The 25472-nt window shown below is 61.9% G+C and carries 23 protein-coding genes and 5 tRNA genes; 16 read left to right on the top strand and 12 right to left on the bottom strand.

Going from position 1 to position 25472, the window contains the following annotated elements; all coding sequences use genetic code 11:
* Window positions 1-147 precede the first annotated feature (147 nt).
* Both rssB and rssC read left to right on the top strand, forming a co-directional pair.
* Window positions 148-1329, top strand: coding sequence for a two-component system response regulator RssB (gene rssB / locus AC07PQ_RS22895; RefSeq protein ID WP_007926968.1), 1182 nt, complete (start codon window positions 148-150; stop codon window positions 1327-1329).
* The gene (gene rssC, locus AC07PQ_RS22890) at window positions 1329-1811 is read left to right on the top strand and encodes an anti-sigma factor antagonist RssC (RefSeq protein ID WP_007926970.1); all 483 of its coding nucleotides are present in this window, start codon (window positions 1329-1331) and stop codon (window positions 1809-1811) included. Before rssB ends, rssC begins: the two co-directional genes overlap by 1 nt.
* 74 nt (window positions 1812-1885) lie before the next feature.
* Here the strand turns inward: rssC and tal are convergent, their stop codons facing one another.
* From tal to AC07PQ_RS22875, 3 genes are all read right to left on the bottom strand, one after another.
* The gene (gene tal, locus AC07PQ_RS22885; RefSeq protein ID WP_007926971.1) at window positions 1886-2812 is read right to left on the bottom strand and encodes a transaldolase; all 927 of its coding nucleotides are present in this window, start codon (window positions 2810-2812) and stop codon (window positions 1886-1888) included.
* Between the two features lie 189 nt (window positions 2813-3001).
* Window positions 3002-4003, bottom strand: a complete 1002-nt coding sequence (gene dusA / locus AC07PQ_RS22880; protein WP_493185238.1) for a tRNA dihydrouridine(20/20a) synthase DusA — start codon at window positions 4001-4003, stop codon at window positions 3002-3004.
* A 226-nt stretch (window positions 4004-4229) separates the two neighbouring features.
* Window positions 4230-4868, bottom strand: coding sequence for an FMN-dependent NADH-azoreductase (locus tag AC07PQ_RS22875; RefSeq protein WP_493185237.1), 639 nt, complete (start codon window positions 4866-4868; stop codon window positions 4230-4232).
* Between the two features lie 94 nt (window positions 4869-4962).
* Between AC07PQ_RS22875 and AC07PQ_RS22870 the strand changes: the two genes are divergently transcribed.
* On the top strand, window positions 4963-5817 hold the full coding sequence (locus AC07PQ_RS22870) for a LysR family transcriptional regulator (RefSeq protein WP_101337314.1): 855 nt from the start codon (window positions 4963-4965) through the stop codon (window positions 5815-5817).
* 51 nt (window positions 5818-5868) lie between these two features.
* Here the strand turns inward: AC07PQ_RS22870 and AC07PQ_RS22865 are convergent, their stop codons facing one another.
* The gene (locus AC07PQ_RS22865) at window positions 5869-6357 is read right to left on the bottom strand and encodes a hypothetical protein (protein ID WP_493185236.1); all 489 of its coding nucleotides are present in this window, start codon (window positions 6355-6357) and stop codon (window positions 5869-5871) included.
* 257 nt (window positions 6358-6614) lie between these two features.
* On the opposite strand from AC07PQ_RS22865, the gene AC07PQ_RS22860 reads away from it, so the two are divergent.
* Together AC07PQ_RS22860 and AC07PQ_RS22855 are read left to right on the top strand one after the other, a co-directional pair.
* Complete coding sequence (locus AC07PQ_RS22860; protein ID WP_493185235.1) at window positions 6615-8177, top strand: sensor domain-containing diguanylate cyclase; 1563 nt, start codon at window positions 6615-6617, stop codon at window positions 8175-8177.
* Window positions 8178-8448: 271 nt separating this feature from the next.
* Entirely contained in the window at window positions 8449-9285 is an 837-nt protein-coding gene (locus tag AC07PQ_RS22855; RefSeq protein ID WP_493185234.1) for an arylamine N-acetyltransferase family protein, read from the top strand.
* A gap of 12 nt (window positions 9286-9297) precedes the next feature.
* Here the strand turns inward: AC07PQ_RS22855 and AC07PQ_RS22850 are convergent, their stop codons facing one another.
* Together AC07PQ_RS22850 and AC07PQ_RS22845 are read right to left on the bottom strand one after the other, a co-directional pair.
* Entirely contained in the window at window positions 9298-9720 is a 423-nt protein-coding gene (locus AC07PQ_RS22850) for a DUF4952 domain-containing protein (RefSeq protein ID WP_493185233.1), read from the bottom strand.
* A 61-nt stretch (window positions 9721-9781) separates the two neighbouring features.
* Entirely contained in the window at window positions 9782-10201 is a 420-nt protein-coding gene (locus tag AC07PQ_RS22845; RefSeq protein ID WP_493185232.1) for a hypothetical protein, read from the bottom strand.
* A 239-nt stretch (window positions 10202-10440) separates the two neighbouring features.
* Between AC07PQ_RS22845 and AC07PQ_RS22840 the strand changes: the two genes are divergently transcribed.
* On the top strand, window positions 10441-11979 hold the full coding sequence (locus AC07PQ_RS22840) for a nucleobase:cation symporter-2 family protein (RefSeq protein ID WP_007928824.1): 1539 nt from the start codon (window positions 10441-10443) through the stop codon (window positions 11977-11979).
* Window positions 11980-12031: 52 nt separating this feature from the next.
* Here the strand turns inward: AC07PQ_RS22840 and AC07PQ_RS22835 are convergent, their stop codons facing one another.
* Together AC07PQ_RS22835 and AC07PQ_RS22830 are read right to left on the bottom strand one after the other, a co-directional pair.
* A complete protein-coding gene (locus tag AC07PQ_RS22835; RefSeq protein WP_284168944.1) occupies window positions 12032-13189 on the bottom strand; it encodes an MFS transporter in 1158 nt (385 codons plus the stop codon).
* Window positions 13190-13751: 562 nt separating this feature from the next.
* Window positions 13752-13827: transfer RNA gene (locus AC07PQ_RS22830), tRNA-Asn, on the bottom strand.
* Between the two features lie 270 nt (window positions 13828-14097).
* Here AC07PQ_RS22830 and AC07PQ_RS22825 point away from each other — a divergent pair.
* The gene (locus AC07PQ_RS22825) at window positions 14098-14331 is read left to right on the top strand and encodes a hypothetical protein (RefSeq protein WP_007923734.1); all 234 of its coding nucleotides are present in this window, start codon (window positions 14098-14100) and stop codon (window positions 14329-14331) included.
* Between the two features lie 6 nt (window positions 14332-14337).
* Here AC07PQ_RS22825 and AC07PQ_RS22820 read toward each other — a convergent pair whose 3' ends face one another.
* Window positions 14338-14532: a hypothetical protein gene (locus AC07PQ_RS22820; protein ID WP_007923732.1), complete on the bottom strand. Its 195-nt coding sequence runs from the start codon at window positions 14530-14532 to the stop codon at window positions 14338-14340.
* Window positions 14533-14655: 123 nt separating this feature from the next.
* Window positions 14656-15852 carry an amino acid aminotransferase gene (locus AC07PQ_RS22815; RefSeq protein ID WP_007923727.1) on the bottom strand — a complete coding sequence of 399 codons (1197 nt, stop codon included), beginning with the start codon at window positions 15850-15852 and terminating at the stop codon, window positions 14656-14658.
* A 336-nt stretch (window positions 15853-16188) separates the two neighbouring features.
* On the opposite strand from AC07PQ_RS22815, the gene uvrB reads away from it, so the two are divergent.
* The gene (gene uvrB, locus AC07PQ_RS22810) at window positions 16189-18204 is read left to right on the top strand and encodes an excinuclease ABC subunit UvrB (RefSeq protein ID WP_007923725.1); all 2016 of its coding nucleotides are present in this window, start codon (window positions 16189-16191) and stop codon (window positions 18202-18204) included.
* Window positions 18205-18330: 126 nt separating this feature from the next.
* Here the strand turns inward: uvrB and AC07PQ_RS22805 are convergent, their stop codons facing one another.
* Together AC07PQ_RS22805 and AC07PQ_RS22800 are read right to left on the bottom strand one after the other, a co-directional pair.
* Window positions 18331-19881 carry an MDR family MFS transporter gene (locus AC07PQ_RS22805; RefSeq protein ID WP_492571604.1) on the bottom strand — a complete coding sequence of 517 codons (1551 nt, stop codon included), beginning with the start codon at window positions 19879-19881 and terminating at the stop codon, window positions 18331-18333.
* Complete coding sequence (locus AC07PQ_RS22800) at window positions 19871-20932, bottom strand: HlyD family secretion protein (protein ID WP_493185231.1); 1062 nt, start codon at window positions 20930-20932, stop codon at window positions 19871-19873. Before AC07PQ_RS22800 ends, AC07PQ_RS22805 begins: the two co-directional genes overlap by 11 nt.
* A gap of 236 nt (window positions 20933-21168) precedes the next feature.
* Between AC07PQ_RS22800 and gltX the strand changes: the two genes are divergently transcribed.
* The 8 genes from gltX (at window position 21169) to AC07PQ_RS22760 (ending at window position 25461) form a co-directional block, all read left to right on the top strand.
* Window positions 21169-22650 carry a glutamate--tRNA ligase gene (gene gltX, locus AC07PQ_RS22795; RefSeq protein ID WP_007922014.1) on the top strand — a complete coding sequence of 494 codons (1482 nt, stop codon included), beginning with the start codon at window positions 21169-21171 and terminating at the stop codon, window positions 22648-22650.
* Window positions 22651-22875: 225 nt separating this feature from the next.
* Window positions 22876-22951, top strand: a tRNA-Ala gene (locus AC07PQ_RS22790).
* A gap of 78 nt (window positions 22952-23029) precedes the next feature.
* Window positions 23030-23105 (top strand) — tRNA-Glu (locus tag AC07PQ_RS22785).
* A 53-nt stretch (window positions 23106-23158) separates the two neighbouring features.
* A tRNA-Ala gene (locus tag AC07PQ_RS22780) sits at window positions 23159-23234 on the top strand.
* 80 nt (window positions 23235-23314) lie between these two features.
* A tRNA-Glu gene (locus tag AC07PQ_RS22775) sits at window positions 23315-23390 on the top strand.
* Window positions 23391-23572: 182 nt separating this feature from the next.
* On the top strand, window positions 23573-24112 hold the full coding sequence (locus AC07PQ_RS22770) for a TetR/AcrR family transcriptional regulator (RefSeq protein WP_007922012.1): 540 nt from the start codon (window positions 23573-23575) through the stop codon (window positions 24110-24112).
* Between the two features lie 29 nt (window positions 24113-24141).
* The gene (locus tag AC07PQ_RS22765; protein ID WP_493185230.1) at window positions 24142-24975 is read left to right on the top strand and encodes an alpha/beta fold hydrolase; all 834 of its coding nucleotides are present in this window, start codon (window positions 24142-24144) and stop codon (window positions 24973-24975) included.
* A 48-nt stretch (window positions 24976-25023) separates the two neighbouring features.
* Window positions 25024-25461, top strand: coding sequence for an acyl-CoA thioesterase (locus tag AC07PQ_RS22760; RefSeq protein ID WP_007922008.1), 438 nt, complete (start codon window positions 25024-25026; stop codon window positions 25459-25461).
* The last annotated feature ends 11 nt before the right edge of the window (window positions 25462-25472 follow it).

The following is a 25472-nucleotide window of genomic DNA, read 5'->3' as shown; positions in this document are numbered from 1 at the left end:
TTAGAAGGGCACCTCTGATGGTCGAGCGTGCAGGGCTACGGGCCCTGACTCCATTTCCAGAGTGGCTAGAAAGCGAATCCAGTAGTGTGTGTCCAGGCCTCGTGCCCAGCCACCTACGCCAACCTAATTCTGGCGCCGTTTGCCCACATGCCAAAAACCAGTGCCACGCTGCTGATAATCGATGACGACGAAGTAGTGCGCGCGAGCCTCGCGGCCTATTTGGAAGACAGTGGCTTCAGCGTCCTGCAGGCCAGTAACGGTCAGCAGGGACTTCAGGTGTTCGAGCAGGAAAAGCCCGACTTGGTGATCTGCGATCTGCGCATGCCGCAGATGGGCGGCCTCGAACTTATCCGTCAGGTAACCGACATCGAACCGCAAACCCCGGTCATCGTGGTTTCCGGTGCCGGTGTGATGAATGATGCCGTCGAGGCCTTGCGCCTGGGCGCGGCGGACTACCTGATCAAGCCGCTGGAAGACCTCGCGGTGCTGGAGCACTCGGTGCGCCGGGCCCTGGATCGCGCGCGCCTGTTGCTGGAAAACCAGCGCTACCGGGAGAAGCTGGAAGCCGCCAACCGCGAGCTCGAAGCCAGCCTGAGCCTGCTGCAGGAAGATCAGAACGCCGGGCGCCAGGTGCAGATGAACATGCTGCCGGTGAGCCCATGGACCATTGATGAGTTCAAGTTCGCGCACCAGATCATTCCGTCGTTGTACCTGTCCGGCGATTTCGTCGACTACTTTCGTGTCGACGAGCGCCGCGTAGCCTTTTACCTGGCGGATGTTTCCGGGCATGGCGCGTCTTCGGCCTTTGTCACGGTGCTGCTCAAGTTCATGACCACGCGCTTGCTGTTCGAGTCCAAGCGCAACGGCACTTTGCCGGAATTCAAGCCGTCGGAAGTCCTGGGCCATATCAACCGTGGCCTGATCAGCTGTAAGCTGGGCAAACACGTGACAATGGTCGGTGGCGTCATCGACGAGGAGACGGGCTTGTTGACCTATAGCATTGGCGGACACCTGCCATTGCCTGTGTTGTACACGCCAGACAGTGTGCGTTACCTGGAAGGGCGGGGGCTGCCGGTAGGCTTGTTCAATGAAGCCACCTATGAAGACCACATTCTGGAACTGCCTCCGAGCTTCAGCTTGACGCTGATGTCTGATGGCATTCTGGACCTTTTGCCGGAACCCACACTCAAAGAGAAAGAAGCCGCCTTACCTGAACGGGTGAGAACGGCAGGCGGCAGCCTGGATGGTCTGCGGCAGGTTTTTGGATTGGCCACGCTAGGGGAGATGCCGGATGATATCGCCCTGTTGGTGTTGAGCAGGAATCTTTAATGAGTACCGGTAGAATCCAGTTCGCCGAGCAGGACGGCACCTTTGTCCTGAAGTTTATCGGTGAAGTGCGCCTGACCCTGTGTTCGGCGCTGGATGCGACTATTGAGCGAATCTTCACGGCGCTGAACTTCTCGGCGATCGTGATCGACCTGACCGAAACCCGCAGTATCGACAGCACCACCCTGGGCCTGCTGGCCAAACTGTCGATCCTGTCGCGGCAGAAGGTCGGCCTGTTGCCGACCGTCGTCACCACCCACGAAGACATCACTCGACTGCTGCAGTCCATGGGCTTCGATCAGGTGTTCAACATCGTTGACCGTCCGATCCCATGCCCGGAATGCCTGACCGACCTGCCGTCCCAGGACCAGTCGGAAGAGGTGGTGCGGCTCAAGGTGCTGGAGGCGCACAAGATCCTCATGGGCTTGAACGACTCCAACCGCGAGGCTTTCCACGATCTGGTGAATGCCCTGGAACGCAACTGATCCCATAAAGCGGCAGCACATAAAAAAGGGCGAACCCGTGAGGGGCCGCCCTTTTTGCGTTGACGCTCGCTCGATCAGAGCTTGGCGGCCAGCAGTGCCTCGAGTTTTTCCTGGTCGCGGGCGAACTGACGGATACCTTCGGCCAGTTTTTCGGTGGCCATGGCGTCTTCGTTGGAGGCCCAGCGGAACTGCGCTTCGTTCAGGCTCTGGCGAGCTTCGCCAGCGTGGCCGGGCGCCAGTTTGCGCTCCAGCTTGCCGGTGTCGGCGGCCAGTTTCTCGATCAGGTCCGGGCTGATGGTCAGACGGTCGCAGCCGGCCAGTTGCTCGATCTGGTTCAGGTTGCGGAAGCTGGCACCCATAACCACGGTCTTGTAGTCATTGGCCTTGTAGTAGTTGTAGATGCGGGTCACCGACTGCACGCCCGGATCGTCGGCGCCGGTGTAGTCGTTGCCACTGGCCTTCTTGTACCAGTCGTAGATGCGCCCCACGAACGGCGAGATCAGGAACACCCCGGCCTCGGCGCAGGCGATCGCCTGGGCGAAGGAAAACAGCAGGGTGAGGTTGGTCTGGATGCCTTCGCGTTCCAGCTGCTCGGCGGCGCGGATGCCTTCCCAGGTGGAGGCGATCTTGATCAGTACGCGCTCGCGGCCGATGCCGGCCTTGTCGTACAGCTCGATCAGGCGATGGGCGCGCTTGAGCATGGCATCGGTGTCGAACGACAGGCGGGCATCCACTTCGGTGGAAATGCGGCCGGGGATCACTTTCAGGATTTCTTTGCCCACGGCGACGCCAAAACGGTCGCTGGCCAGGCCGACATCGCCCTTGACGTCACTGACGCAGGCGTTCAGCAGCTCGGCGTAACCCGGAATGGCCGCGGCCTTGAGCAACAGGGAAGGATTGGTGGTGGCGTCTACCGGTTTGACCCGGGCGATAGCGTCGAAGTCGCCGGTGTCGGCAACCACGGTGGTGAACTGCTTGAGTTGTTCCAGCTTGGAAGTCATGAGAGTGCTCTGTCCTGTGGGTCTGTTGACATTACCCGAGCGCTGACAGCCGCTCAAGGGCGCGAATGCGTAACCGGATGCCTAAACGAGCCCCAAGGGCAACAACCTGAAAAACAGGTGTTTGAATGCTGGGGCGCTATCCGTTTACTACGATGCCAAAACACCCATCAGGTTCAACCCGAGTGATCGTTAGCGACCTTCGAGCAACTGCCCGGCCTGATCCAGCAGCGCCAGCGGATCCTTGGCCTTGTGAATGTCCACCGAGAGCAACTGGCGGAACTTGCGCGCCCCCGGAAAACCGGTGCCCAGCCCCAATACATGGCGAGTGATGTGGTGCATGGCGCCGCCCGTGGCCAGGTGCCTGGCGATATAAGGCCGCAACTGCGCCAACGCTTCGGCCCGGGAAATCACCGGTGCGGTGCTGCCGAACAGCTGCTGATCCACCTCGGCCAGCAAGTAGGGGTTGTGATAGGCCTCGCGGCCCAGCATCACCCCGTCGAAAGTCTGTAGATGCTCATGGCAGGCTTCCAGGGTCTTGATGCCGCCGTTGAGGATGATTTCCAGCTCGGGGAAATCCGCTTTCAAGCGTGCTGCCACGTCATAACGCAGGGGAGGAATATCGCGGTTTTCCTTCGGCGACAGCCCCTCAAGAATCGCGATCCGCGCATGCACGGTAAAGCTGGTGCACCCAGCTTCGCGCACCTGGCCGACGAAATCGCACAGTTGTTCATAACTGTCGCGGCCATTGATGCCGATCCGGTGCTTGACCGTCACCGGAATGCTCACCGCATCGCGCATCGCCTTCACGCAATCGGCCACCAGGCCCGGATGCCCCATCAGGCACGCGCCGATCATATTGTTCTGCACCCGATCACTCGGACAGCCGACGTTGAGGTTCACCTCATCGTAACCATGCTCCTGAGCCATCCGCGCGCAAGCCGCCAGATCCGCCGGCGTACTGCCACCCAACTGCAACGCCAGGGGATGCTCGGACTCGTCGTGACGCAGAAAACGCTCATGATCGCCATTGAGCAACGCACCGGTGGTGACCATCTCGGTGTAGAGCAGGGCGTGCTTGGACAGCAGGCGCAGGAAGAAGCGGCAGTGGCGGTCAGTCCAATCCATCATCGGCGCCACGGAGAAGCGGCGGGAGAGGGCTGGCGAGGCAGTTGGAGCAGGAGATAAGAGCATTGGGCAATCTGGATGGGTGAGGCGAAGGAGGGGAAGTTTATCAGGAATGGAGTTCCGGGGTTGCAAGGGCGCGCGTATCAGGAGGATGAATGGTCTTCGGTTCCTATATTCCGGTCGGTTGTATGAACAACGGCAGGCTAATAAAAAGCGGGCGATCTTAAGGTCGCCCGCTTTTTATGTGTGATTCGATAGCCGCATGGCTAGGCGAATGTTCGCTGCATTTAAATCACTTGAAGCTATCCGCCAGCTCCCTGGCCCGATTCCCGGCCTCTTGCCGCGCCACCTGATCCACCTCATGCCCCAGGATGGTCTTTTCCACGATCAGCGCGTGGACCTGGGTGACGCCGACGAACTTCAGCCAGGCCTCGATGTAGGGCTTCTGGAAGTCGAAGCGTTCCGCAGGCGTGTCGGATAGCGGCGAGAAGTCGAGGCCGCGGGCGTAGGCGACGATCGCGGTTTTGTTGTGCAGCAGGCCGCGCAGGCCGTGTTCGGCGGTGAAGCTGAAGAGGATGTCTTTCTGCGTGACCAGGTCAATGAAGTGCTTGAGCTTGTAGGGGATGCTGTAGTTCCACAGGGGTACGGAAAGTACCAGCAGATCGGCGTGGTGCAGGTGGGCGGCGAGGGTTTCGAGGGTGTTCCAGGCGTCTTGCTGGTCGGGGGACAGGGCCATGCCTTGCAGGCCGGCGTACTTGGCGTCCATGGCGTGCTGGTCGAATTCCGGCAGGTCCAGGCTCCACAGGTCCAGGGTGCTGACTTCGGTGTGTGGATGGTGGGTCTGATAGCGGTCGATAAAACCTCGGGCGATTTGTTGCGAGGCGGAGCGCTCTTTGCGGGGAGAGCATTGGATATGCAGCAGGCGGGTCATGACGGCATCTCGGATGAGGAATGCCGACATTGCAACATAGCGATTTGCGGAATATAAATTGTAAATAAATGGCTGATTGATCACGTATTCTTATATGTTTGATGTTCTGTTGCTCAAGACCTTTGTAACGGTGGTGGACGAGGAAGGCTTCAGCCGTGCCGCCGAACGGCTGCACCTGACGCAGTCGGCGGTCAGCGGGCATCTGCGACGCCTGGAAGAGCAGGTCGGCAAGCCGCTGCTGACCCGTACCACGCGTTCCCAGCACTTGACTGCCGATGGCGAGCGCCTGATGGCCTATGCGCGAGCCATCCTCGCCTTGAACCGCGATGCCTGGGCCGAGCTGACGCGTTCGCCATTTCACGGCCGGGTGCGGATCGGCATGTCCGAGGACTTTGTCGAGCCCCGCCTGCTGCGCCTTTTGCAGGAGTTCGCGGCGCAGTATCCGGGCATGGAAATCGATATACAGGTGAATATTCCCGGCACGCTGCTGGAGCGCATGCAGCAGGGCGGCCTTGAGGTGGTCATAGGTTCGCTGTGTGAAACCCGTGAGCCGGGCCTGCTGTTGTGGCAGGAGCCGCTGGTATGGGCCAGTTCCGCGTATCTGGTGGGTCGCTTGCCGACTCCGTTGCCACTGGCGCTGTTTCCCGAGCCATGCCCTTATCGGGCGGTAGCCCTGCAGCGTCTGGCGCAAGCAGGAATCGCCCAGCGCACGGCAATGCTTTGCCCGAGCACCGCGGCGTTGCGCACGGCGGCCCTCTCCGGGTTCGCGGTGGCGCCGATAGCCACCAGCCAGCTGGGGCAAGGGCTTGCGGTATTGGGGGCTGAGCATGGCTTGCCGGTACTGCCTGACGCTGAGTTTCGGCTGTTCACGGCCAAGGATGCCGATCAGGGCATAGTGGCTGCGTTGTCCCAGGTGATAGTGGCGTATTGTGCGGCGCGGCGGCTCTAGCCGTCGGCTTCAGCGACGCGACTGCCCGAGGGGCAGTCGCTTGAGCGGAGTTCAGAGATCCAGGCCTTCCTGGATCACGGACAACAAGGTGTCTTCATTGAGTTCGAACGGGTCCGGCCTGGATTTACCGGAGCTGGGAACCGTCTGGATCAGCCAGTGCCCCTCTCCATGTTCGCTGCCGTTGCGCAGCAGGTAGCGTTCAGGGCCTTTGCCGTGGATTTCGACACGCCCGGCGCCACCGGTGGTGAAGCGGGCGATAGGGTCGAGGAGGATGCTTTTATGGTTGCCCTCGATCAGCAGTTGATCGATGGCATAGTTGAAGGTGGCGCCAGAGGGGTGGCTCTCGAACACGCGAGTGGGGACGCGCCGGATATTCAGGCCGACCTCTGAAAGTGGAGTCAGCCAGGTCTCGACCTGGTGGTACATCTCATAGACCTGTGCAGGCCACAGCTCGATGGCCTTGTCTGCCGAGATGTCTTCCTTGGCCCAGCTGTCCTGTTTTTGTTTCAGCCTTGCGGCGAGTTCATCGACCTTACTCATTCCGACTTCCTATCGTGATGTGAGGGTAAGTGTAGTCTCGGAAGGTACTTTACCTTAGCGGAGGGTGGCCAGCGATTCATGACCCTCTGCTGGATGCCGATGTTTGTATTGTGGCAGGGTGTTTTTTATATATCCCTGATGATCATCAGAAAAATGCTCTACATTTTCAGACGTCGCCACCCTGAACTGTTCGCTATTACCTCTTAGGATTGGCCGGCCCGGCTGCATTGGATGCCTTACCCTGCCAGGATGATGCTTTGCCTATCCCGATTCACGATCCTCACCATGCCTCCGATCGAACCTTGAAACGGCTTCCGCTGCTCAAGGCCGCGGTGGTATTCATTTCGATGGTTTGCCTGTGCCTGTGCGGCCTGCTTTATCTGCAACTGGCGCAGTCCTATCACTACGATATGGCGCGGGCGCAGGTCGCCTCGTCGAACCTGACCCGGGCCATGGCGCAACAGGCCGAGGACACCTTCATCGAGGCCGACCTGGTGCTGGCCAGCCTGGCCGACTGGATTCAGAAGGATGGTTATGGCCCTGAGCAGAAGCCTTTCCTGCAGAAGATCTTTGCGCAGAGGGCGCAAGCGCTCAAACAGCTGCATGGCCTGTTCCTGTTCGACCGGGCGGGGCATTGGGTGGTCACCTCGTTCGAGCGCTTGCCACGTAGCGCAGGCGTGGCCCATCGCGATTACTTCCGCTTTCATCAGCAGAACGCTTCCTTGCTGGCCCACGTCGGACCTGCGATCCGCAGTCGGGAAAACGGCGAGTGGATCATTCCGCTGACGCGGCGCCTGAACGACAAGCAGGGCAATTTCGAAGGCGTGCTGCTGGCCGGTATCCGGCTGGCCTATTTCGACCAGTTCTTCAAAAGCTTCGACATCGATGACAACGGCAGCATGTTCCTCGCCCTGTCCGATGGCACCCTGCTGGCGCGGCGTCCGCTGGAGGAGCGGCAGATCGGCGCATCCCTGGCGCGCGGGGAAATTTTCAGCAAGTACTTGCCTGAGTCTTCTTCGGGCACTGCGATGATTCGTTCGCTGGTCGACAGAAAGATGCGGCTCTACGGCTATCGGCAACTGGACGCCTACCCGCTGGTGGTGAGCGCGGCAAGTTCGAAGGATGCGGTCCTCAAGGACTGGTACGCCAGCGCCTACCAGTCCAGCGCCATTGTCGCCCTGGTGGTATTGGGGATCGGCTTGTTCGGCTGGGTCTTCGTGCACCAGGTACGCAACGGCGAGCGTATCGAGGCCGACCTGCGGACCGCACAGGCAGCGCTGGAGGTGATCGCGACCCATGACAGCCTGACCGGCCTGGCCAATCGTCGGCTGCTCGAGCGGGCGTTGGAAACCGAGTTCGGGCGCGGCGGGCGGCAGGCGAGCCCGCTGAGCCTGATCATGCTCGATATCGATTTCTTCAAGCGCTACAACGACACCTACGGCCATGTCGCCGGGGATCAGTGCCTGGCCGAGGTGGCGCAGGTGCTGAGGGATTGCTGTCAGCGCAAGGCCGACCTGGCGGTGCGGTATGGCGGGGAGGAATTCGTGATCCTGTTGCCCGATACCGAGATGCACGGGGCGCTGGCCATGGCCGAGCAGATTCGCTGCGGCGTCATGGAGAAAAACATCCCGCATACCGGCTCGCCCTTTGCACGAGTCACCCTCAGCCTGGGTTGCTACTGCTTCGTGCCGAAGGGGCACGACAGCATCGAAGCGTTCCTCGAGCACGCCGATGCCGCGCTGTACCAGGCCAAGAAATCCGGACGCAATCGGGTGGCGATCGAGAGCGTCAGCCAACCGTTGGCTCGCTCGGATCGCTGATTGCTCGTTGTCCTAATTCGGGTAATCCAGCGGCTGTTCGAGACGTTGCCTCACTCCGGTCCATGACGCACGATTCCTGCCTGCTTCGCCTCCGGATGCAGGATTGCGTTGCGCGTCTTCTGGTTGATAGGGCAGGTTTTTCCGGCAGCGGAGGCGGTCCATTAACGGGCTGTTTCGAGCAGGGATATTGGCCAAATCAATTGTCGGTTCGGGGCTTCAATGGCTTATACATAGCGCCGATACGCGACACCTCATGCATAAGGACAACTCCATGAGTCAGCCCCACCTGATGAACTTCGCGCTTTACCTGCAACGGCTCGGCTATGACAGCGCACCGCCACCAACCCTGGCGACCTTGCGCGAGCTGCAGTTGCGCCACACCAGCACCTTCGCTTTTGAAAGCCTGTCGACCCTGTTGCGCGTGCCGGTGCCGATCGACCTGGCTTCGGTGGAGCACAAGGTCCTGCATGAGGGCCGTGGTGGCTACTGCTACGAACTCAACCAGATGTACCAGGTGCTGTTGCAGCACCTGGGCTATGAGGCGCGGGGCATTACCGGGCGAGTGGTGATGGGCGGGCCGGAAGATGCCTGGTCCGCGCGCGCTCACCGCCTGGTGCTGCTGACCCTGGACGGCGTGCGTTATGTTTCGGATGTCGGCTTTGGCGGCATGGTGCCCACCGCGCCGCTGCTGCTCGATACCGAGGACGAGCAGGCCACGCCCCACGAGCCCTATCGAATCACCGAGCGTGATGGCAGTTACACCCTGCGCGCCAAGGTCGCCGGCGAGTGGCGGGCGATGTATGTATTCGACCTGCAGCGGCAGGAAGCCGTGGATTACGAAATGGGTAACTGGTTCGTCTCGACCCACAAGAACTCGCCGTTTCTCGGTCAGCTGAAAGTCGCGCTGATGGGCGAAGGCCTGCGCCGGACCCTGAATAACGGCAGCTACGCCGTGCATCGCCTGGGCCAGGACAGCGAGCGCCGGCAGATCACCGACCCCGACGAGTTGATTGCCCTGTTGCGGAACGAGTTCGCCATTCGGGTACCGCAGCATCCGCGGCTGCGAGAGGTCCTTGGCGAATTGCTCGCGCTGCCGCAACCGGCCTGATCGGTCCGGGCTTCAGGGTTCCTCGGTGTCGAGGTCGATAGTCAGATAGAAATAGTCGATATCCCCCCAGGCTTCGCGGCGATCGACGAAGGTTTCCGCCGACCCCATGAACAGGCTGTAGCCCAACTGGCCGCGCGGGTCACGGTAGAAGCCAGGCGGCGCATCCCAGACACAACAGGAGCGCCGCAGGGGCGGCATCCGGAACTGCTCGCCCAGGTAGCGTTCGGCAGCCTGGGCATCACGCCCCGCCAGGCGATAGGTGGCGCGCAGCGGCTTGGTCTGCAACTCGGGTTCGGCGTGACATTCGAGGAACTCGATATAGGTGGGTTTGTTGCCGATCCGTGCCAGGAAATCGCCGCAGACCAGCGCGGCCTGGGCGCTGGACGCCAGTATCAACAATGCAGGGCTGATCAGGATCGAGAGGCATCTGTTCACGTGGCGATTCCTTCCAGGCTGAGCACTCTTTTGCTGAGCAAAGCCCCCAGGCAGCTCAGGGTCAGCGCCATAAAGGCATCTGCTCATAACCATCCTTCAGTTGGCGGCGATACGTCCAGTGAGTCAGCAGCGCAATCAACGCACTGTCCAGCAGCCAGAGCGGCATCAGCAGGCGCAAGGCTGGGTGAAGGCAAAGTACACCGGCGATCGACAGCCCCAGCAGCAGGCTGCTGAACCAATTGGCCAGGCCTTTGGCGCAGAGCAGGGCGTACAGCGGGGTAAACACCAGTGCCATGGGCAGAAAGCCGAATATCGCACCGCCGGCGACGAACAGGGCAAAGGTCCCCAGGCCAGCCCAGAACCCTTGCCACAGGCTGTCGGCGAAGCTGGTGCTGAACACGGCCAGCACAAAGCCTTGCAAGGCCAGCACCGTGCGGAAGCTGCCATAGGCGAGGCGGAAGGTATGCCAGAGATGATTCATTCGATCGCTTCCATGCGCGGACGGAGGGCGTCACCTATGTGGGCGCCGCGGGGGCTGGGATTCTATCAGGGTGGCTGTCTGGGACGGGGTTCGGCGGGAAAAAGGCAGAGGCTGGTGATCAGGTTTCGCTGGTTTTTGAGGTTGGGCGGTGCCGAATAAAGTGTATACAACTCTATAGACATTTGTCCCAACTGTTGAATACAGTGTGCCCATAACAAAAACCAGGGAACCCCCCAACCATGAAAACGCCCTCTGTTTCACCGCAACGGCCTGAAGATGAAAACCTGGGTCTTGGCGCGAATATGGCTTACGGCCTGCAACATGTTCTGACCATGTACGGCGGTATCGTTGCGGTGCCTTTGATCGTTGGCCAGGCCGCCGGCCTGGCGCCGGCGGACATCGGTCTGCTGATCGCGGCGTCGTTGTTCGCCGGCGGTCTGGCGACTCTCCTGCAAACCCTCGGCCTGCCGTTTTTCGGCTGTCAGCTGCCGCTGGTCCAGGGCGTGTCCTTCTCGGGCGTGGCGACCATGGTGGCGATTGTCAGCAGCGGTGGCGAAGGGGGCTTCCAGTCGATTCTCGGGGCGGTGATCGCCGCCTCGTTGATCGGTCTGCTGATCACTCCGGTGTTTTCACGCATCACCAAGTTCTTTCCACCGCTGGTCACGGGCATCGTGATTACCACCATCGGCCTGACCCTGATGCCAGTGGCGGCGCGCTGGGCCATGGGGGGCAACAGCCATGCGGAAAACTTCGGCAGCATGGCCAATATCGGCCTGGCGGCGATCACCCTGGTCCTGGTGTTGCTGCTGAGCAAGATTGGTAGCGCGACCATTTCGCGGCTGTCGATCCTGCTGGCCATGGTGGTGGGCACGATCATCGCGGTGTTCCTGGGCATGGCCGATTTCTCCATGGTCACCCAGGGGCCGATGTTCGGCTTCCCGACACCCTTTCATTTCGGCATGCCGACTTTCCATTTCGCCGCCATCCTGTCGATGTGCATCGTGGTTATGGTGACCCTGGTGGAAACCTCGGCCGACATCCTCGCGGTGGGTGAAATCATCGACACCAAGGTTGACTCCAAGCGCCTGGGCAACGGCCTGCGCGCCGACATGCTGTCGAGCATGATCGCGCCGATCTTCGGCTCCTTCACCCAGAGCGCCTTTGCCCAGAACGTCGGGCTGGTGGCGGTGACCGGGATCAAGAGTCGTTATGTGGTGGCCACCGGCGGGGTGTTCCTGGTGATCCTCGGTCTGCTGCCGTTCATGGGGCGGGTGATTGCCGCCGTACCGACTTCGGTGCTCGGCGGGGCCGGTATCGTGCTGTTCGGCACCGTGGCGGCCAGCGGTATCCGGACCCTGTCCAAGGTCGACTACCGCAACAACGTCAACCTGATCATCGTTGCCACCTCGATCGGCTTCGGCATGATTCCCATCGCCGCGCCGAACTTCTACGACCATTTCCCGAGCTGGTTCGCCACCATCTTCCATTCCGGCATCAGCTCCTCGGCGATCATGGCCATTGTGCTGAACCTCACCTTCAACCACTTCACCCTGGGCAACTCGGACCAGCAATCGGTGTTTGCCGTGGCGTCCGAGCGCACCCTGCGCTACCAGGACCTGGCAGCGTTGCGTGAGGGCGATTATTTCAGCGGCGGCAAGCTGCACGATGCCGAGGGCAACGAGATTCCGGTGGTGGATACGTCCCATGGCGAGCATGCTCCGGCTGCTCATCAGGTGTCGTCCCATGCCTCGGGCGCGGTCGAAACCAGCAAGGTCTAGGGCCGGCCGAATCGCCAGGCTGGATGCAATCAATCCAGGCCTGGCCGGCTAGCTACTCCGCGATCCGCTCCGGCAGCCCTTGCCGGACCAGCGCCAAGGCGAACAGCACCACCACGGCGGCTGCCGCCGATAGCGTCAAGGGCAGGCCGTGGGCGCCACCGCTCATGGCTGCACCGCTGAGCAGCGGCCCCAGCAGGCTGCCGATACCCCACAACAAGCCCGCGCTGGCGTTGGCCGTGACCAGGTCGGGGCCGCTGAACTCCTGGCCGATCAGGATGATCGCCAGGGTGTACACCCCGCCGGCCGCCGCGCCGAGTATCACCAGGCTCGGCCAGAGCAGCGCCGGGTAGTTCATCAACAGTGGCAGCCCCAGGCCGATCACCAACGACACCACGCCGCAGCCCAGGTAGATGGCGGCGCGTCCGGCCTTGTCCGACAGCCAGCCCAGAGGAAACTGGAACGCCGCATCCCCCAGCAGAATGATGCTGACCATCAGCGCCGCGAGCTTGATGGCGTAGCCGTGGGTCGCGGCGTAGACCGGAAACAGCGAGAGAATCACCGTATCGAAGAAGGCGAAGAACAGGATGCCCACGCACAGTGCCGGCGCCACCCGGATAAAGCCCAGCACCGAGAAGCTTTTGTTTGTGGCGTGTCCGGCAACGGGGCGCTGGCGTGGCAGGGTCAGCCAGATCACCGCAATGGCCAGCAGGTAACCGGTGCTGACCGTGGCGATCACCGCCGGCCCCTCGGTGCCGAGCAGGGCCACCAGGCCGGGGCCGATCATCTGGAACACGGTGAAACAGGTGGTGTAGACCGCGATCACTCGCCCGCGCACGGCGTCCGCGGCCATCTCGTTGACCCAGGTTTCTCCCAGAATGATGATCAGCCCGGCGCCGAAGCCCATGACAATCCGCGCCAGCCCCAGGCCGGTCAGGCTGATCCCGGGGAGCTCCAGGGCGCCGATGCTGAGGGCGCACAGGCTGAAACACAGCAGGTAGATCTGCCGGCGGCTGAGTCTCTGGCACAGGCCGTTCACCAGGAACGCCGACAGCATCATGCCGGCGGCGGGAAGGGCCGACATGATGCCGATCTGGGTGTTCGAGGCGCCGGCCTGATACAGGCGCAAGGCAATGACCGGTACGGTGGAGCCGATGCTCAGGCCGACAATCGAGATGCCGAGGATCAGTGCGGCCAACAGGGTTTTATTCATGGAATACACCTGCACCCGATGGGGCGGGTGCTTAAAGACGGTTTGTTGTGGCGCGGCGCTTTTGCTCGGGCAGGGTTGCGGTTCGGTATACGCGGGCGTAGGTCGGGCCGGGGTTCTGCGGTGCAAAGCGGCGGATGGGGCAGTGCGCGGCGAACGAGAGCCGCAGCTGTATCAGGTCCGCGCCGGCTTCAGGCGCAACGGTGGGGGTCAGGCGTGAGGGGAGAAAGTGAAGGCGAACAGCACGCTGCGGCGGCGTCGATTGATCGCGCAGTCGGATTGCGACACCGCGAAGGTCTGCGATGGGCTCATCGAGAGAAAGCTGTGAGGGGGTTGTGCGGGGAAAAACATGAGTCGTGACGGCTGGCGTGAGAAGGGGCACAGCCTACTTCAGGCGCTGGCGCCAGGCAATCGGAGACAGGCTGGAATCGGGCGCAGCGCAAACGTTTATCCGCATGCCGGTCTGGCATGCGCTGAATCGATCTTGGGGAGGGTGACACTGAACTGATTCGCCGCAGGAGCAGGGCGCTCCTTGAAGTGTTGCTGGCCAATCAGTGTAGGAAGATGGCTCCACGACCTGGACTCGAACCAGGGACCCAGTGATTAACAGTCACTTGCTCTACCAACTGAGCTATCGCGGAATGCGGCGTATCTTACTGATTAAGAAGGAGAAGTCAAGCATCCCCAAATAATTTTTCGCTTGAGTGAGCCTGGTCGACCCTGGCCATTGTGCCAATCCGCGGCTATTTGGCCGTTGGCGGTTACCGGAATCGCGGCACAGGTCTACCATGGCGCCCCGGCAGTGGTTTCACGCGCTCCCGGCTTCCAGCCGAAAAGGTAACGCTCATGACCCTGTTCAAGTTTTTACCCGCCACACTGCTTGCCCTGTCGCCTCTGCCTGAGGAGGTTTTATGAGCATCGAGCAGATCAGCCTGCCCAAAGGCGTCGGTCCCCAGGCCATGAAACTGTGGGATGCCATTACCCAGGCCGGATCGGCCGCTGAATTGAACCGCGCGGGCGGCAAGGCCGAAGGTTTTGTCCTCGGGCTGGAAAGCGCCAAGGCCATCAAGAGCCAGGTCGCCGAGTCGCTGTACGTGGCCTTCGATGATGCCGCCAGCCAGCGCAGCGCTGAACTGGCCGGTTGAGCGTTCTCAACCGCCGAAAGTGAAGGTGCCCAGCATGAACTTTGCAGCCAGCGAGGTGGCGGCCAGTTGCACCAGCCACAGCGCCAGGCCACCGAGAAATACCCCCAGGGCAATTTGCAGGACCAGGTTCCTTTCGCGTTTCTGCGGGCGGGGGAAGTGGTCCAGTTCGTCGCGGTCGGCTCGCAGGTCGTCGTGTCTCATGGGGTGTTCTCGATAGGGAAGAAGGCAAGCTGAATTCAGTCTAGTGGGCATCGGGTCGGCGAGGGCGGCCCACAAAAAAGGGGGAAGCCCAAAGGCTTCCCCCTTTCACTCACCGCGCGTGGCTCAGATCACCTGGATGATGGCCTTGGTCACGACGTCGATGTTGTTCTGGTTCAGCGCGGCCACGCAGATACGGCCGGTGTCCAGGGCGTAGATGCCGAACTCGTTGCGCAGGCGTGTCACTTGTTCGACGGTCAGGCCGGAGTAGGAGAACATGCCGCGCTGACGGGCCACGAAGCTGAAGTCGCGCTGTGGCGCGCCCTTGGCCAGCAGGTCGACCATCTGCAGGCGCATGCCGCGGATCCGCAGGCGCATTTCGGCCAGTTCGGCTTCCCACTGGGCGCGCAGTTCCGGGCTGTTGAGCACGGCGGCGACGATGCTTGCACCGTGGGTCGGCGGGTTGGAGTAGTTGGTGCGGATCACGCGCTTGACCTGCGACAGCACGCGTGCGCTTTCTTCTTTCGATTCGCTGACGATCGACAGGGCGCCAACGCGCTCGCCGTACAGCGAGAACGACTTGGAGAACGAGCTGGAGACGAAGAAAGTCAGGCCCGATTCGGCGAACAGGCGCACGGCGGCGGCGTCTTCGGCGATGCCGTCACCGAAGCCCTGGTAGGCCATGTCGAGGAACGGCACCAGGTTTTTCGCCTTGATCACCTGCAGCACGTTTTTCCAGTCTTCCGGGCTCAGGTCGACGCCGGTCGGGTTGTGGCAGCAGGCATGCAGGACCACGATCGACTGGGCTGGCAGGGCATTCAGGTCTTCCAGCAGGCCGACGCGGTTCACGTCGTGGGTGGCGGCGTCGTAGTAGCGGTAGTTCTGCACCGGGAAACCGGCGGTTTCGAACAGCGCGCGGTGGTTCTCCCAGCTTGGGTCGCTGATGGCCACGACCGCGTCAGGCAGCAGCTGCTTGAGGAAGTCGGCGCCGATCTTCAGCGCGCCGGTACCGCCGACGGCCTGGGTGGTGACCACGCGACCGGCGGCCAGCAGCGGCGAGTCGTTGCCGAACAGCAGCTTCTGCACGGCCTGGTCGTAGGCGGCGATACCGTCGATCGGCAGGTAGCCACGGGAGGCATGTTGAGCGGCGCGGATCGTCTCGGCTTCGACAACGGCGCGCAGGAGTGGAATTCGCCCCTCCTCGTTGCAGTAAACACCGACCCCCAGGTTGACCTTGTTGGTACGGGTATCGGCGTTGAATGCTTCGTTGAGGCCCAGGATAGGATCGCGTGGTGCCATTTCGACAGCGGAGAACAGGCTCATTATTACGGCGGCTCTGAATGGAGTGTGGAGGGACGTGTCGCGCTCCAGCCGAATGCACTAGAGCGGTGCACAAACGGGGAGCTAGTATAGAGGCACATCACTGCGCGCGGCGACAGCTGAAAGGGCTTTTCCGGCAAGTTTTTCGGTTTATTTTTCGACCGTTAGTCTTATTGCAACGTCAAAGTCGTACAGGGCCCAGGGACCTTTGCCTTGAAAGCTGTGGAATTTGCCTCCACATCCAGCACAATCCAGTATTTTCCCGGCGACACTCGTCGTTTGTGGTCTTTCTCGTTCCTGTGCGGCGGCGTCGTGCTGGAGTGAACCCAGAGGTACGTTATGTCTGAATTCCAGCTAGTCACCCGCTTCCAGCCCGCCGGCGACCAGCCGGAGGCCATCCGGCTGATGGTCGAGGGCATCGAGGCCGGGCTGGCGCACCAGACGCTGCTCGGTGTGACCGGCTCGGGCAAGACCTTCAGCATCGCCAACGTGATCGCCCAGGTACAGCGCCCGACCCTGGTGCTGGCGCCGAACAAGACCCTGGCCGCGCAGTTGTACGGCGAGTTCAAGGCGTTCTTCCCGAACAACGCGGTGGAGTACTTCGTTTCCTACTACGACTACTACCAGCCGGAAGCCTATGTACCTTCGTCCGACACCTTTATCGAGAAAGATGCCTCGATCAACGACCATATCGAGCAGATGCGCCTGTCGGCGACCAAGGCGCTGCTGGAACGCAAGGATGCGATCATCGTCACCACGGTGTCGTGCATCTACGGCCTGGGCAGCCCGGAAACCTATCTGAAGATGGTGTTGCACGTCGATCGCGGCGACAAGCTCGACCAGCGCGCCTTGCTGCGCCGCCTGGCCGACCTGCAATACACCCGTAACGACATGGATTTTGCCCGCGCCACCTTCCGCGTGCGCGGCGACGTGATCGATATCTACCCGGCGGAATCCGACCTGGAAGCAATCCGCATCGAGCTGTTCGATGACGAGGTGGAAAGCATCTCCGCTTTCGACCCGCTGACCGGCGAAGTGATCCGCAAGCTGCCGCGCTTCACCTTCTATCCCAAGAGCCACTACGTGACGCCGCGGGAAACCCTGCTGGATGCCATCGAGGGGATCAAGGTCGAGTTGCAGGAGCGCCTGGAGTACCTGCGCAGCAACAACAAACTGGTGGAAGCCCAGCGCCTGGAGCAGCGCACCCGTTTCGACCTGGAGATGATCCTCGAGCTGGGTTACTGCAACGGCATCGAAAACTACTCGCGCTACCTGTCCGGGCGGCCTGCCGGGGCCGCGCCGCCGACCCTGTACGATTACCTGCCGGCGGACGCCTTGCTGGTGATCGACGAGTCCCACGTCAGCGTGCCGCAGGTCGGCGCCATGTACAAAGGCGACCGCTCTCGCAAGGAAACCCTGGTGGAGTACGGTTTCCGCCTGCCCTCGGCATTGGACAACCGGCCGATGCGCTTCGACGAGTGGGAAGGGGTCAGCCCGCAGACCATCTTCGTCTCGGCCACACCGGGCAACTATGAAGCCGAGCATGCCGGTCGCGTGGTCGAGCAGGTGGTGCGCCCGACCGGCCTGGTCGACCCGCAGGTGGAAGTACGTCCGGCGCTGACCCAGGTCGATGACCTGTTGTCGGAAATCACCAAGCGCGTGGCCGTGGAAGAGCGGGTCCTGGTGACCACCCTGACCAAGCGCATGGCCGAGGACCTGACCGATTACCTCGCTGATCACGGTGTGCGGGTGCGTTATCTGCACTCGGACATCGACACCGTGGAGCGGGTCGAGATCATCCGCGACCTGCGCCTGGGCACCTTCGATGTGCTGGTGGGGATCAACCTGCTGCGCGAAGGCCTGGACATGCCGGAAGTGTCGCTGGTGGCGATTCTCGATGCGGACAAGGAAGGTTTCCTGCGCTCCGAGCGCTCGCTGATCCAGACCATCGGCCGGGCCGCGCGTAACCTCAACGGCCGGGCGATTCTCTACGCCGACCGCATCACCGGCTCCATGGAGCGGGCGATTGGCGAGACCGAGCGCCGTCGCGACAAGCAGATCGCCTTCAACCTGGCCAATGGCATCACCCCCAAAGGCGTGTTCAAGGACGTCGCCGACATCATGGAAGGCGCCACCGTGCCCGGTTCGCGCAGCAAGAAGCGCAAAGGCATGGCCAAGGCTGCCGAGGAAAACGCCCGCTATGAAAACGAACTGCGCTCGCCCAGCGAGATCACCAAGCGCATTCGCCAGCTCGAAGAGAAGATGTACCAGTTGGCCCGCGATCTGGAGTTCGAAGCCGCGGCGCAGATGCGCGACGAAATCGGCAAGCTGCGCGAGCGTTTGCTGACGGTTTGAGCCTCACCTGTAGCCGCTGCCGCAGGCTGCGATCGGCCGGTACGGCCGTGGCGGTATCACTACCGCTGAAGGTCCTTCGGACCTATCGCAGCCTGCGGCAGCGGCTACAGTGGTTACCCTGGCAAGTCAGTGTGCTTCCCCGGCCTTGATCCCGGCCGGCAACGCCTTGGTCAGCAGAATCGCCAGCATGCTGACGCCCAGGGCGATCCCGACAAAATGGAAGGCGTCGTTGTAGGCCATGATCAGCGCCTGCTGGTGGGTAATTTCGCTGAGTTTGCCGAGGGCGGCGGTATCGCTGCCGAACTTCTCGGCCAGGGTCGCCAGGCGTTCGGCCACTTGCGGGTTGCTCGGCACTATGGATTCGCGCAGGTAGTCGAAGTAAGTCTTGGTCCGCGCATCCAGCAGGGTCGCGAGCAGGGCGATGCCGATTGCACCGCCTAAGTTGCGCAGGATGTTGAACAGGCTGGAGGCCGAGCCGGCGTCCTGCGGCAGGATGTAGGCGGTGGCGATCAAAGAAATGGTGACCATGATCAACGGCTGCCCCAGGGCGCGGATGATCTGGATCTGGTTGAACTGCGGTCCGGCGAAGTCCGGGTTGAGCACCCCCGAAGAAAAACTCGCCAGGCCGAACAGGCCAAAGCCCAGGGTGCACAGCCATTTGGGCGAGATGAACTGCATCAGCTTCGGCACCAGCGGAATCAGGAACAGCTGCGGCACCCCCATCCACATGATCACTTCGCCGATCTGCAAGGCGTTGTAGCTCTGGATCTGCGCCAGGTACAGCGGCAACAGATAGATGGAGCCGTACAGCCCGACGCCCATGCCCAGGCTGGAAATGCTCGACAGGCCGAAGTTGCGGTTGCGCAGGATGCCCAGGTTGATCAGCGGGTTGGGCTTGGACACCTGGACAATGACAAAGGTGATCAGGCTCAGCAGGGCGATGCTGCCCAGGCTGACGATCAGGTTCGATTCCAGCCAGTCCTTGCGGTGACCTTCCTCGAGAAACACCTGCAGGCAACCGAGGCCGACACCCAGGGTGAGAATGCCGGCGTAGTCGGTGCTTTTCAGCAGCTCCCAATGGGCTTCCTTCTTCTCCAGGCCATAGAGCAGGCCGGCGATCATGATCAGGCCGGGCGGGATGTTGATGTAGAAGATGTATTCCCAGCCCCAGTGCTCCGTGAGCCAGCCACCCAGGGTCGGGCCGATGGACGGGGCGAAGGTGGCGGTCATGGCGAACATGGCCATGCCCTTGGCGCGATGGTGCTCGGGGAGCTTGATCAGGGTCAGGGTGAACGCCAGCGGGATCAGCGCGCCGCCGGTAAAGCCCTGCAGGGCGCGGAACACGATCATGCTTTCCAGGCTCCAGGCCATGGAGCAGAGCAGGGAGGCGATCAGGAAACCCGCCGACACCCAGACCGCCAGGCGCCGCGCCGACAGCAGCTGCACCAGCCAGGCGGTGAGGGGGATCATGATGATCTCCGCCACCAGGTAGGAAGTGGAGATCCACGAGCCTTCTTCGAGGGTTGCCGACAGCGCGCCCTGGATGTCCTTGAGCGAGGCGTTGGTGATCTGGATGTCCAGCACCGCCATGAAGGCGCCGAGCATCACGCTCATCACCGCGATCCAGTCGCGCCGGGTCGGTTCGCCGACCGGGCGCAACAGTTGGTCACCGGCCATCGTTCGAGGGTTCTGGGTTCAGGGGCTGGATATTCACTTTGACAGTGACTGACATGCCCGGGCGGATCTTGCCGTGCAGCGGGTTGTCGGCGGCAAAGGTCAGTTTCACCGGAATGCGCTGCACCACCTTGGTGAAGTTGCCGGTGGCATTGTCCGGCGGCAGCAGGCTGAACTGCGCGCCCGAGGCGGCGAACAGGCTGTCGACGCGGGCTTCGATGGGCGTGTCGCCGTAGGCGTCGAACAGCAGCTCGGCCTTTTGTCCCGGTTGCATATGGCCGATCTGGGTTTCCTTGAAGTTGGCCTGAACCCAGATGTCCTGGTCCGGCACGATCGACAGCAGATAGGCCCCAGCCTGCACGTACTGGCCGTTACGCGCCGCGCGCTGGCCGATCAGGCCGCTGATGGGGGCGTGGATGTCGCTGCGGGTCAAGTTCAGCTCGGCCTGGGCCAGGTCGGTGCGGGCATTGGCGATCTGCGCGTCGAGGCGCTTGATCTCGGCACTCAGGGCATTGACCTGCTGGCGCTGGCCTTGCAGGTCGGCCTGGGCCTTGGCCACTTGCGAGCGGGCGATATGGTTGTCGGCGGACAGGGTGGTGACCCGCTCTTCCGAGACATAACCCGGTTTGCGCAGGGTTTGCGCGCGGGACAGGTCGATCTGCGAACGCCCGAGGCTGGCCTGGCTGGAAGCCACCTGGGCTTTGCCGGCGGCGATCAGGCTGGCCTGTTGCGTGAGTCTGCTCTGGGCTTGCAGGCGTTCGGCCTCGCGGGTGGCCAGGGTGGCATTGGCGCGATCCACGGCGAGGTGGAAATCATCGCCTTCGAGCCTGATCAGCAACTGGCCTTTTTCGACGTGCTGGTTGTCCTGCACCAGCACCTCGTCGATACGCGCGCCAAGCTGGCTGGAAACACGGGTGATTTCACCCTGGACATAGGCGTTATCGGTGCTTTCATAAAAGCGTCCATGGAAAAACCACTGCGCCAGAAAGCCCAGGGCAATCAGCAGGACCAGGAACAGGAAAATAAACAGGCGACGCTTGAGTTGAACTGGCATGGGGCGGCAGGCTGCGCTCTGGTAAATGTAAGAAAATTTGTCAGAGGGCGAATCTGGCATACGGCCGACCAGTGGTAAATGCCACGGGCGGACAATCGATGGTTCGGCGGCCCGGGCGACTCGAGTAGCCTCAACCTTGGCTTAAATGCCCTGCTCACTGGAGCGGGGCCGGCATCGCCTGTTACCATTCGCCTCTTGTTTGATCTTCGCTTTTCATATTCTTTCCGAGACATGCCATGACCACCGTCCGCACGCGCATCGCGCCATCGCCTACCGGGGATCCCCACGTAGGTACCGCTTACATCGCCTTGTTCAACTACTGCTTCGCCAAGCAGCATGGCGGTGAGTTCATCCTGCGCATCGAAGACACCGATCAACTGCGTTCGACCCGCGAGTCCGAGCAGCAGATTTTCGACGCCTTGCGCTGGTTGGGCATCAACTGGAGCGAAGGCCCGGACGTGGGCGGCCCGCACGGTCCTTACCGGCAGAGCGAACGTAGCGAGATCTACCAGAAGTACACCCAGCAGTTGGTCGACATGGGCCATGCCTTCCCGTGCTTCTGCACCGCCGAAGAACTGGACCAGATGCGCGCCGAGCAGATGGCCCGTGGCGAGACGCCACGCTACGACGGTCGCGCGCTGCTGCTGTCCAAGGAAGAGGTCGCGCGTCGCCTGGCCGCTGGCGAGCCGCACGTGATCCGCATGAAGGTGCCGAGCGAAGGCGTCTGCGTGGTGCCGGACATGCTGCGTGGCGATGTCGAGATCCCGTGGGATCGCATGGACATGCAGGTGCTGATGAAGACCGATGGCCTGCCGACCTACTTCCTGGCCAACGTGGTCGACGACCACCTGATGGGCATCACCCACGTATTGCGTGGCGAAGAATGGCTGCCTTCGGCGCCGAAACTGATTCTGCTCTACGAGTATTTCGGCTGGGAGCAGCCGCAGCTGTGCTACATGCCGCTGCTGCGCAACCCGGACAAGAGCAAGCTGTCCAAGCGCAAGAACCCGACCTCCGTGACTTTCTACGAGCGCATGGGCTTCATGCCGGAAGCCATGCTCAACTACCTGGGCCGCATGGGCTGGTCGATGCCGGACGAGCGCGAGAAGTTCTCGCTGCAGGAAATGGTCGACAACTTCGACCTGTCGCGGGTCTCCCTGGGTGGACCGATCTTCGATATCGAGAAACTGTCCTGGCTCAATGGCCAGTGGTTGCGCGACCTGCCGGTGGAAGAGTTTGCCAGCCGCGTGCAGACCTGGGCGCTGAACCCCGAATACCTGATGAAGATCGCGCCGCACGTGCAAGGCCGGGTGGAAACCTTCAGCCAGATCGCACCGCTGGCCGGGTTCTTCTTCGCCGGTGGCGTGACCCCGGATGCCAAGCTGTTCGAGTCGAAGAAGCTTTCGGGCGATCAGGTGCGGCAGCTGATGCAACTGATCCTGTGGAAGCTGGAAAGCCTGCGTCAGTGGGAAAAGGACAGCATCACCGCGACCATCCAGGCCGTGGTCGAATCCCTGGAGCTGAAGCTGCGTGATGCCATGCCGCTGATGTTCGCCGCGATCACCGGTCAGGCCAGCTCGGTCTCGGTGCTTGATGCCATGGAAATTCTGGGCCCGGACCTGACCCGTTTCCGCCTGCGCCAGGCCATCGACCTGCTGGGTGGCGTGTCGAAGAAAGAAAACAAAGAGTGGGAAAAGCTGCTGGGCGCGATCGCCTGATTCAGCCTGCTGATTCGCGGGAGCCGGCATGCTGGCTCCCGCGGACCTGCGCAAGAAGTGAGATCGCGACCGTTGCTGGAGGGCGCAACGGTCGGAAAAAGCCCCGGATTTACGGGGGAGGGCGGTAAGTGATTGTTATGCCGGCAAATTTTTTTAAAAAAAGCTGAAAAAAAATTTGACAGCTTTCCGATACGCCCTTAAGATTCGCCCCGTCCTCACCGACGAGGGGCTATAGCTCAGCTGGGAGAGCGCTTGCATGGCATGCAAGAGGTCGACGGTTCGATCCCGTCTAGCTCCACCAATTTACAGTTCAAGGTCTGGCCACACCGGCCTTGAATCGATCAGTTCTCAGCGCTGATCAGTTGTTAGAAGGGTTTGCGTCCCCTTCGTCTAGTGGCCTAGGACACTGCCCTTTCACGGCGGTAACAGGGGTTCGAGTCCCCTAGGGGACGCCAGTTTTACAGAAGCGATGTTGCAAGATGTCGCTCCGCCGCGAGGCGAAAAATCTGGGGCTATAGCTCAGCTGGGAGAGCGCTTGCATGGCATGCAAGAGGTCGACGGTTCGATCCCGTCTAGCTCCACCAATTTTACAGTTCAAGGTCTGGCCACACCGGCCTTGAATCGATCAGCTCTCAGCACTGATCAGTTGTATAGAAGGGTTTGTGTCCCCTTCGTCTAGTGGCCTAGGACACCGCCCTTTCACGGCGGTAACAGGGGTTCGAGTCCCCTAGGGGACGCCACGATTACCCGCTCTGCGGGATTTATAAGGGTCATTCAATTATTGAATGGCCCTTTTGTTTGTCTGGCGTTTGGCCAATTCTCCCTTTCTCCCCACACTGTTCTCCTGACCGACGGTCACACTAACGACTTGCGAAAATTTATTATGAGAATAATATTTTGATCGTGATATTCGGAGGCAACGATGAACGATAAAAAAGCTCAAACCCGCGAGCGCATTCTCCAGGCCGCCAGCACCGCGCTGGTGCAGCGTGGCCCGGCCGAGCCGAGCGTGGGCGAAGTGATGGGTGCCGCGGGCCTGACGGTCGGTGGCTTCTACGCGCATTTCGAAAGCAAGGACGCCCTGATGCTGGAAGCGTTCAGTCAATTGCTGGCCCAGCGCCGGGGCCTGATTGCCGATATGGACGCATCGTTGACCGGCGAGGAGCGGCGAGCGCTGGTGGCAGCGTTCTATCTGTCGCGCAAGCACCGCGATTCCACCGAGCAGGCCTGCCCGATCCCCGCGTCGGTCGGTGAAATGGGGCGCCTGCCGGACGATTTCCGCAAAGTCCTGAATGAACACATCGAGCTGATGCTGGCTCAGTTGGCGACCACCCCCGAAGACACCGACAAGGCCCTGGCCGATCTGGCCCTGATGGTGGGCGGCTTGTCCCTGGCCCGGGCGCTGGGAGCCGGTGAGCTGTCGGACCGTTTACTGCGCGCTGCCAAGTCGGCGGTGCTATGACCTGAGGCGCTGGCCTGAGGAGAGAAGCGATGAGCACGTTAAGTTGGGTTCGTGGCGTTAACGGCACCTTGGGCTGGGTTGCACCGAAGCTGGTCGCCAGCAAGATGCGACTGGCCTTCATGACGCCGCGCGAGCGGCTGCCGCGTGACTGGGAGCTGCCGCTGCTGGCGCGTTCGGAGCGCATTACCCTGCGCTTCGGGCTCTCGGCATTGCGCTGGGGCCAGGGGCCGGCGGTGCTGCTGATGCACGGTTGGGAAGGCCGCCCCACGCAATTTGCCAGCCTGATCGATGCGCTGGTGGGCGCCGGCTACAGCGTCGTGGCGCTGGACGGTCCCGCCCACGGGCGTTCTCCCGGTCGCGAGGCCAATGTGATGCTGTTTGCCCGGGCCATGCTCGAAGCCGCCGCGGAGTTGCCGCCGCTGCGAGCGGTCATCGGCCATTCCATGGGGGGCGCCAGCGCCATGCTGGCGGTGCAACTGGGCTTGCGTACCGAGACCCTGGTCAGCATCGCCGCCCCGGCGCGGATACTCGGCGTCCTGCGCGGCTTCGCCCGTTATGTGCGCCTGCCACCCAAGGCACGCTCGGCCTTTATCCGCCAGGTGGAGCAGGATGTCGGCATGCGCGCCGCGGCCATGGATGTCGCGCATTACCAGTTGGACATGCCCGGGTTGATCGTGCATGCCGAAGATGATTGCTTTGTCCCGGTCAAGGAGTCCGAACTGATCCATGACGCCTGGTTCGACAGCCGCTTGTTGCGCCTGAAGGAAGGCGGGCATCAGCGCGTATTGGCCGATCCACGGCTGATCGAGGGTGTGCTGACGCTGTTGGCCGGCCGCAGCCTGCAAGCGCGCCAATCCGCCTGAGCAATCCGTTACACTGCCCCGGTCGAATAATCTGACCGGGAGTGGGGCATGGGCTGGGATCTGGCAACGCCGTTTATCATCGATCTGCAGGTGGGTGCCGAAGACATCGACGGCTTGGGGCATGCCAACAACGCGGTGTACGTCACTTGGCTCGAGCGTTGCGCCTGGCGTCATTCCCAGCGCCTGGGCCTGGACCTGAGCGAATACCGCCGCCTGGATCGGGCCATGGCGGTGGTACGCCACGAGATCGACTACCTGGCGGCGGCCTATGAAGGCGACGAGCTGCAACTGGCGACCTGGATCGTCGACTGGGATCAGCGCCTGAAGATGTCGCGACGCTTCCAACTGGTGCGTCCGAGCGATGGCGCTACCTTGCTGCGGGCCCAGACCACCTTTGTCTGCATCGAGCTGTCCAGCGGCAAGCCCAAGCGCATGCCGGCGGAGTTTCTCGAGGGTTATGGGCCGGCGTTGCAAGGGGCGAGCTGAACCGGCCCGCG

The sequence above is a fragment of the Pseudomonas sp. GW821-FHT09E12 genome (genome assembly GCF_059416085.1).
The sequence above is the reverse complement of the archived record's forward strand: the minus strand, read 5'-3'. Positions and strand labels throughout refer to the sequence as shown.

Bases quoted from the DNA above. Each gene is read 5' to 3' on its own strand.
- rssB (WP_007926968.1), top strand. From the start codon at position 148: ATGCCAAAAACCAGTGCCACGCTGCTGATAATCGATGACGACGAAGTA.
- rssC (WP_007926970.1), top strand. From the start codon at position 1,329: ATGAGTACCGGTAGAATCCAGTTCGCCGAGCAGGACGGCACCTTTGTC.
- tal (WP_007926971.1), bottom strand. From the start codon at position 2,812: ATGACTTCCAAGCTGGAACAACTCAAGCAGTTCACCACCGTGGTTGCC.
- dusA (WP_493185238.1), bottom strand. From the start codon at position 4,003: ATGCTCTTATCTCCTGCTCCAACTGCCTCGCCAGCCCTCTCCCGCCGC.
- AC07PQ_RS22875 (WP_493185237.1), bottom strand. From the start codon at position 4,868: ATGACCCGCCTGCTGCATATCCAATGCTCTCCCCGCAAAGAGCGCTCC.
- AC07PQ_RS22870 (WP_101337314.1), top strand. From the start codon at position 4,963: ATGTTTGATGTTCTGTTGCTCAAGACCTTTGTAACGGTGGTGGACGAG.
- AC07PQ_RS22865 (WP_493185236.1), bottom strand. From the start codon at position 6,357: ATGAGTAAGGTCGATGAACTCGCCGCAAGGCTGAAACAAAAACAGGAC.
- AC07PQ_RS22855 (WP_493185234.1), top strand. From the start codon at position 8,449: ATGAGTCAGCCCCACCTGATGAACTTCGCGCTTTACCTGCAACGGCTC.
- AC07PQ_RS22845 (WP_493185232.1), bottom strand. From the start codon at position 10,201: ATGAATCATCTCTGGCATACCTTCCGCCTCGCCTATGGCAGCTTCCGC.
- AC07PQ_RS22840 (WP_007928824.1), top strand. From the start codon at position 10,441: ATGAAAACGCCCTCTGTTTCACCGCAACGGCCTGAAGATGAAAACCTG.
- AC07PQ_RS22835 (WP_284168944.1), bottom strand. From the start codon at position 13,189: ATGAATAAAACCCTGTTGGCCGCACTGATCCTCGGCATCTCGATTGTC.
- AC07PQ_RS22825 (WP_007923734.1), top strand. From the start codon at position 14,098: ATGAGCATCGAGCAGATCAGCCTGCCCAAAGGCGTCGGTCCCCAGGCC.
- AC07PQ_RS22820 (WP_007923732.1), bottom strand. From the start codon at position 14,532: ATGAGACACGACGACCTGCGAGCCGACCGCGACGAACTGGACCACTTC.
- AC07PQ_RS22815 (WP_007923727.1), bottom strand. From the start codon at position 15,852: ATGAGCCTGTTCTCCGCTGTCGAAATGGCACCACGCGATCCTATCCTG.
- uvrB (WP_007923725.1), top strand. From the start codon at position 16,189: ATGTCTGAATTCCAGCTAGTCACCCGCTTCCAGCCCGCCGGCGACCAG.
- AC07PQ_RS22805 (WP_492571604.1), bottom strand. From the start codon at position 19,881: ATGGCCGGTGACCAACTGTTGCGCCCGGTCGGCGAACCGACCCGGCGC.
- AC07PQ_RS22800 (WP_493185231.1), bottom strand. From the start codon at position 20,932: ATGCCAGTTCAACTCAAGCGTCGCCTGTTTATTTTCCTGTTCCTGGTC.
- gltX (WP_007922014.1), top strand. From the start codon at position 21,169: ATGACCACCGTCCGCACGCGCATCGCGCCATCGCCTACCGGGGATCCC.
- AC07PQ_RS22770 (WP_007922012.1), top strand. From the start codon at position 23,573: ATGAACGATAAAAAAGCTCAAACCCGCGAGCGCATTCTCCAGGCCGCC.
- AC07PQ_RS22765 (WP_493185230.1), top strand. From the start codon at position 24,142: ATGAGCACGTTAAGTTGGGTTCGTGGCGTTAACGGCACCTTGGGCTGG.
- AC07PQ_RS22760 (WP_007922008.1), top strand. From the start codon at position 25,024: ATGGGCTGGGATCTGGCAACGCCGTTTATCATCGATCTGCAGGTGGGT.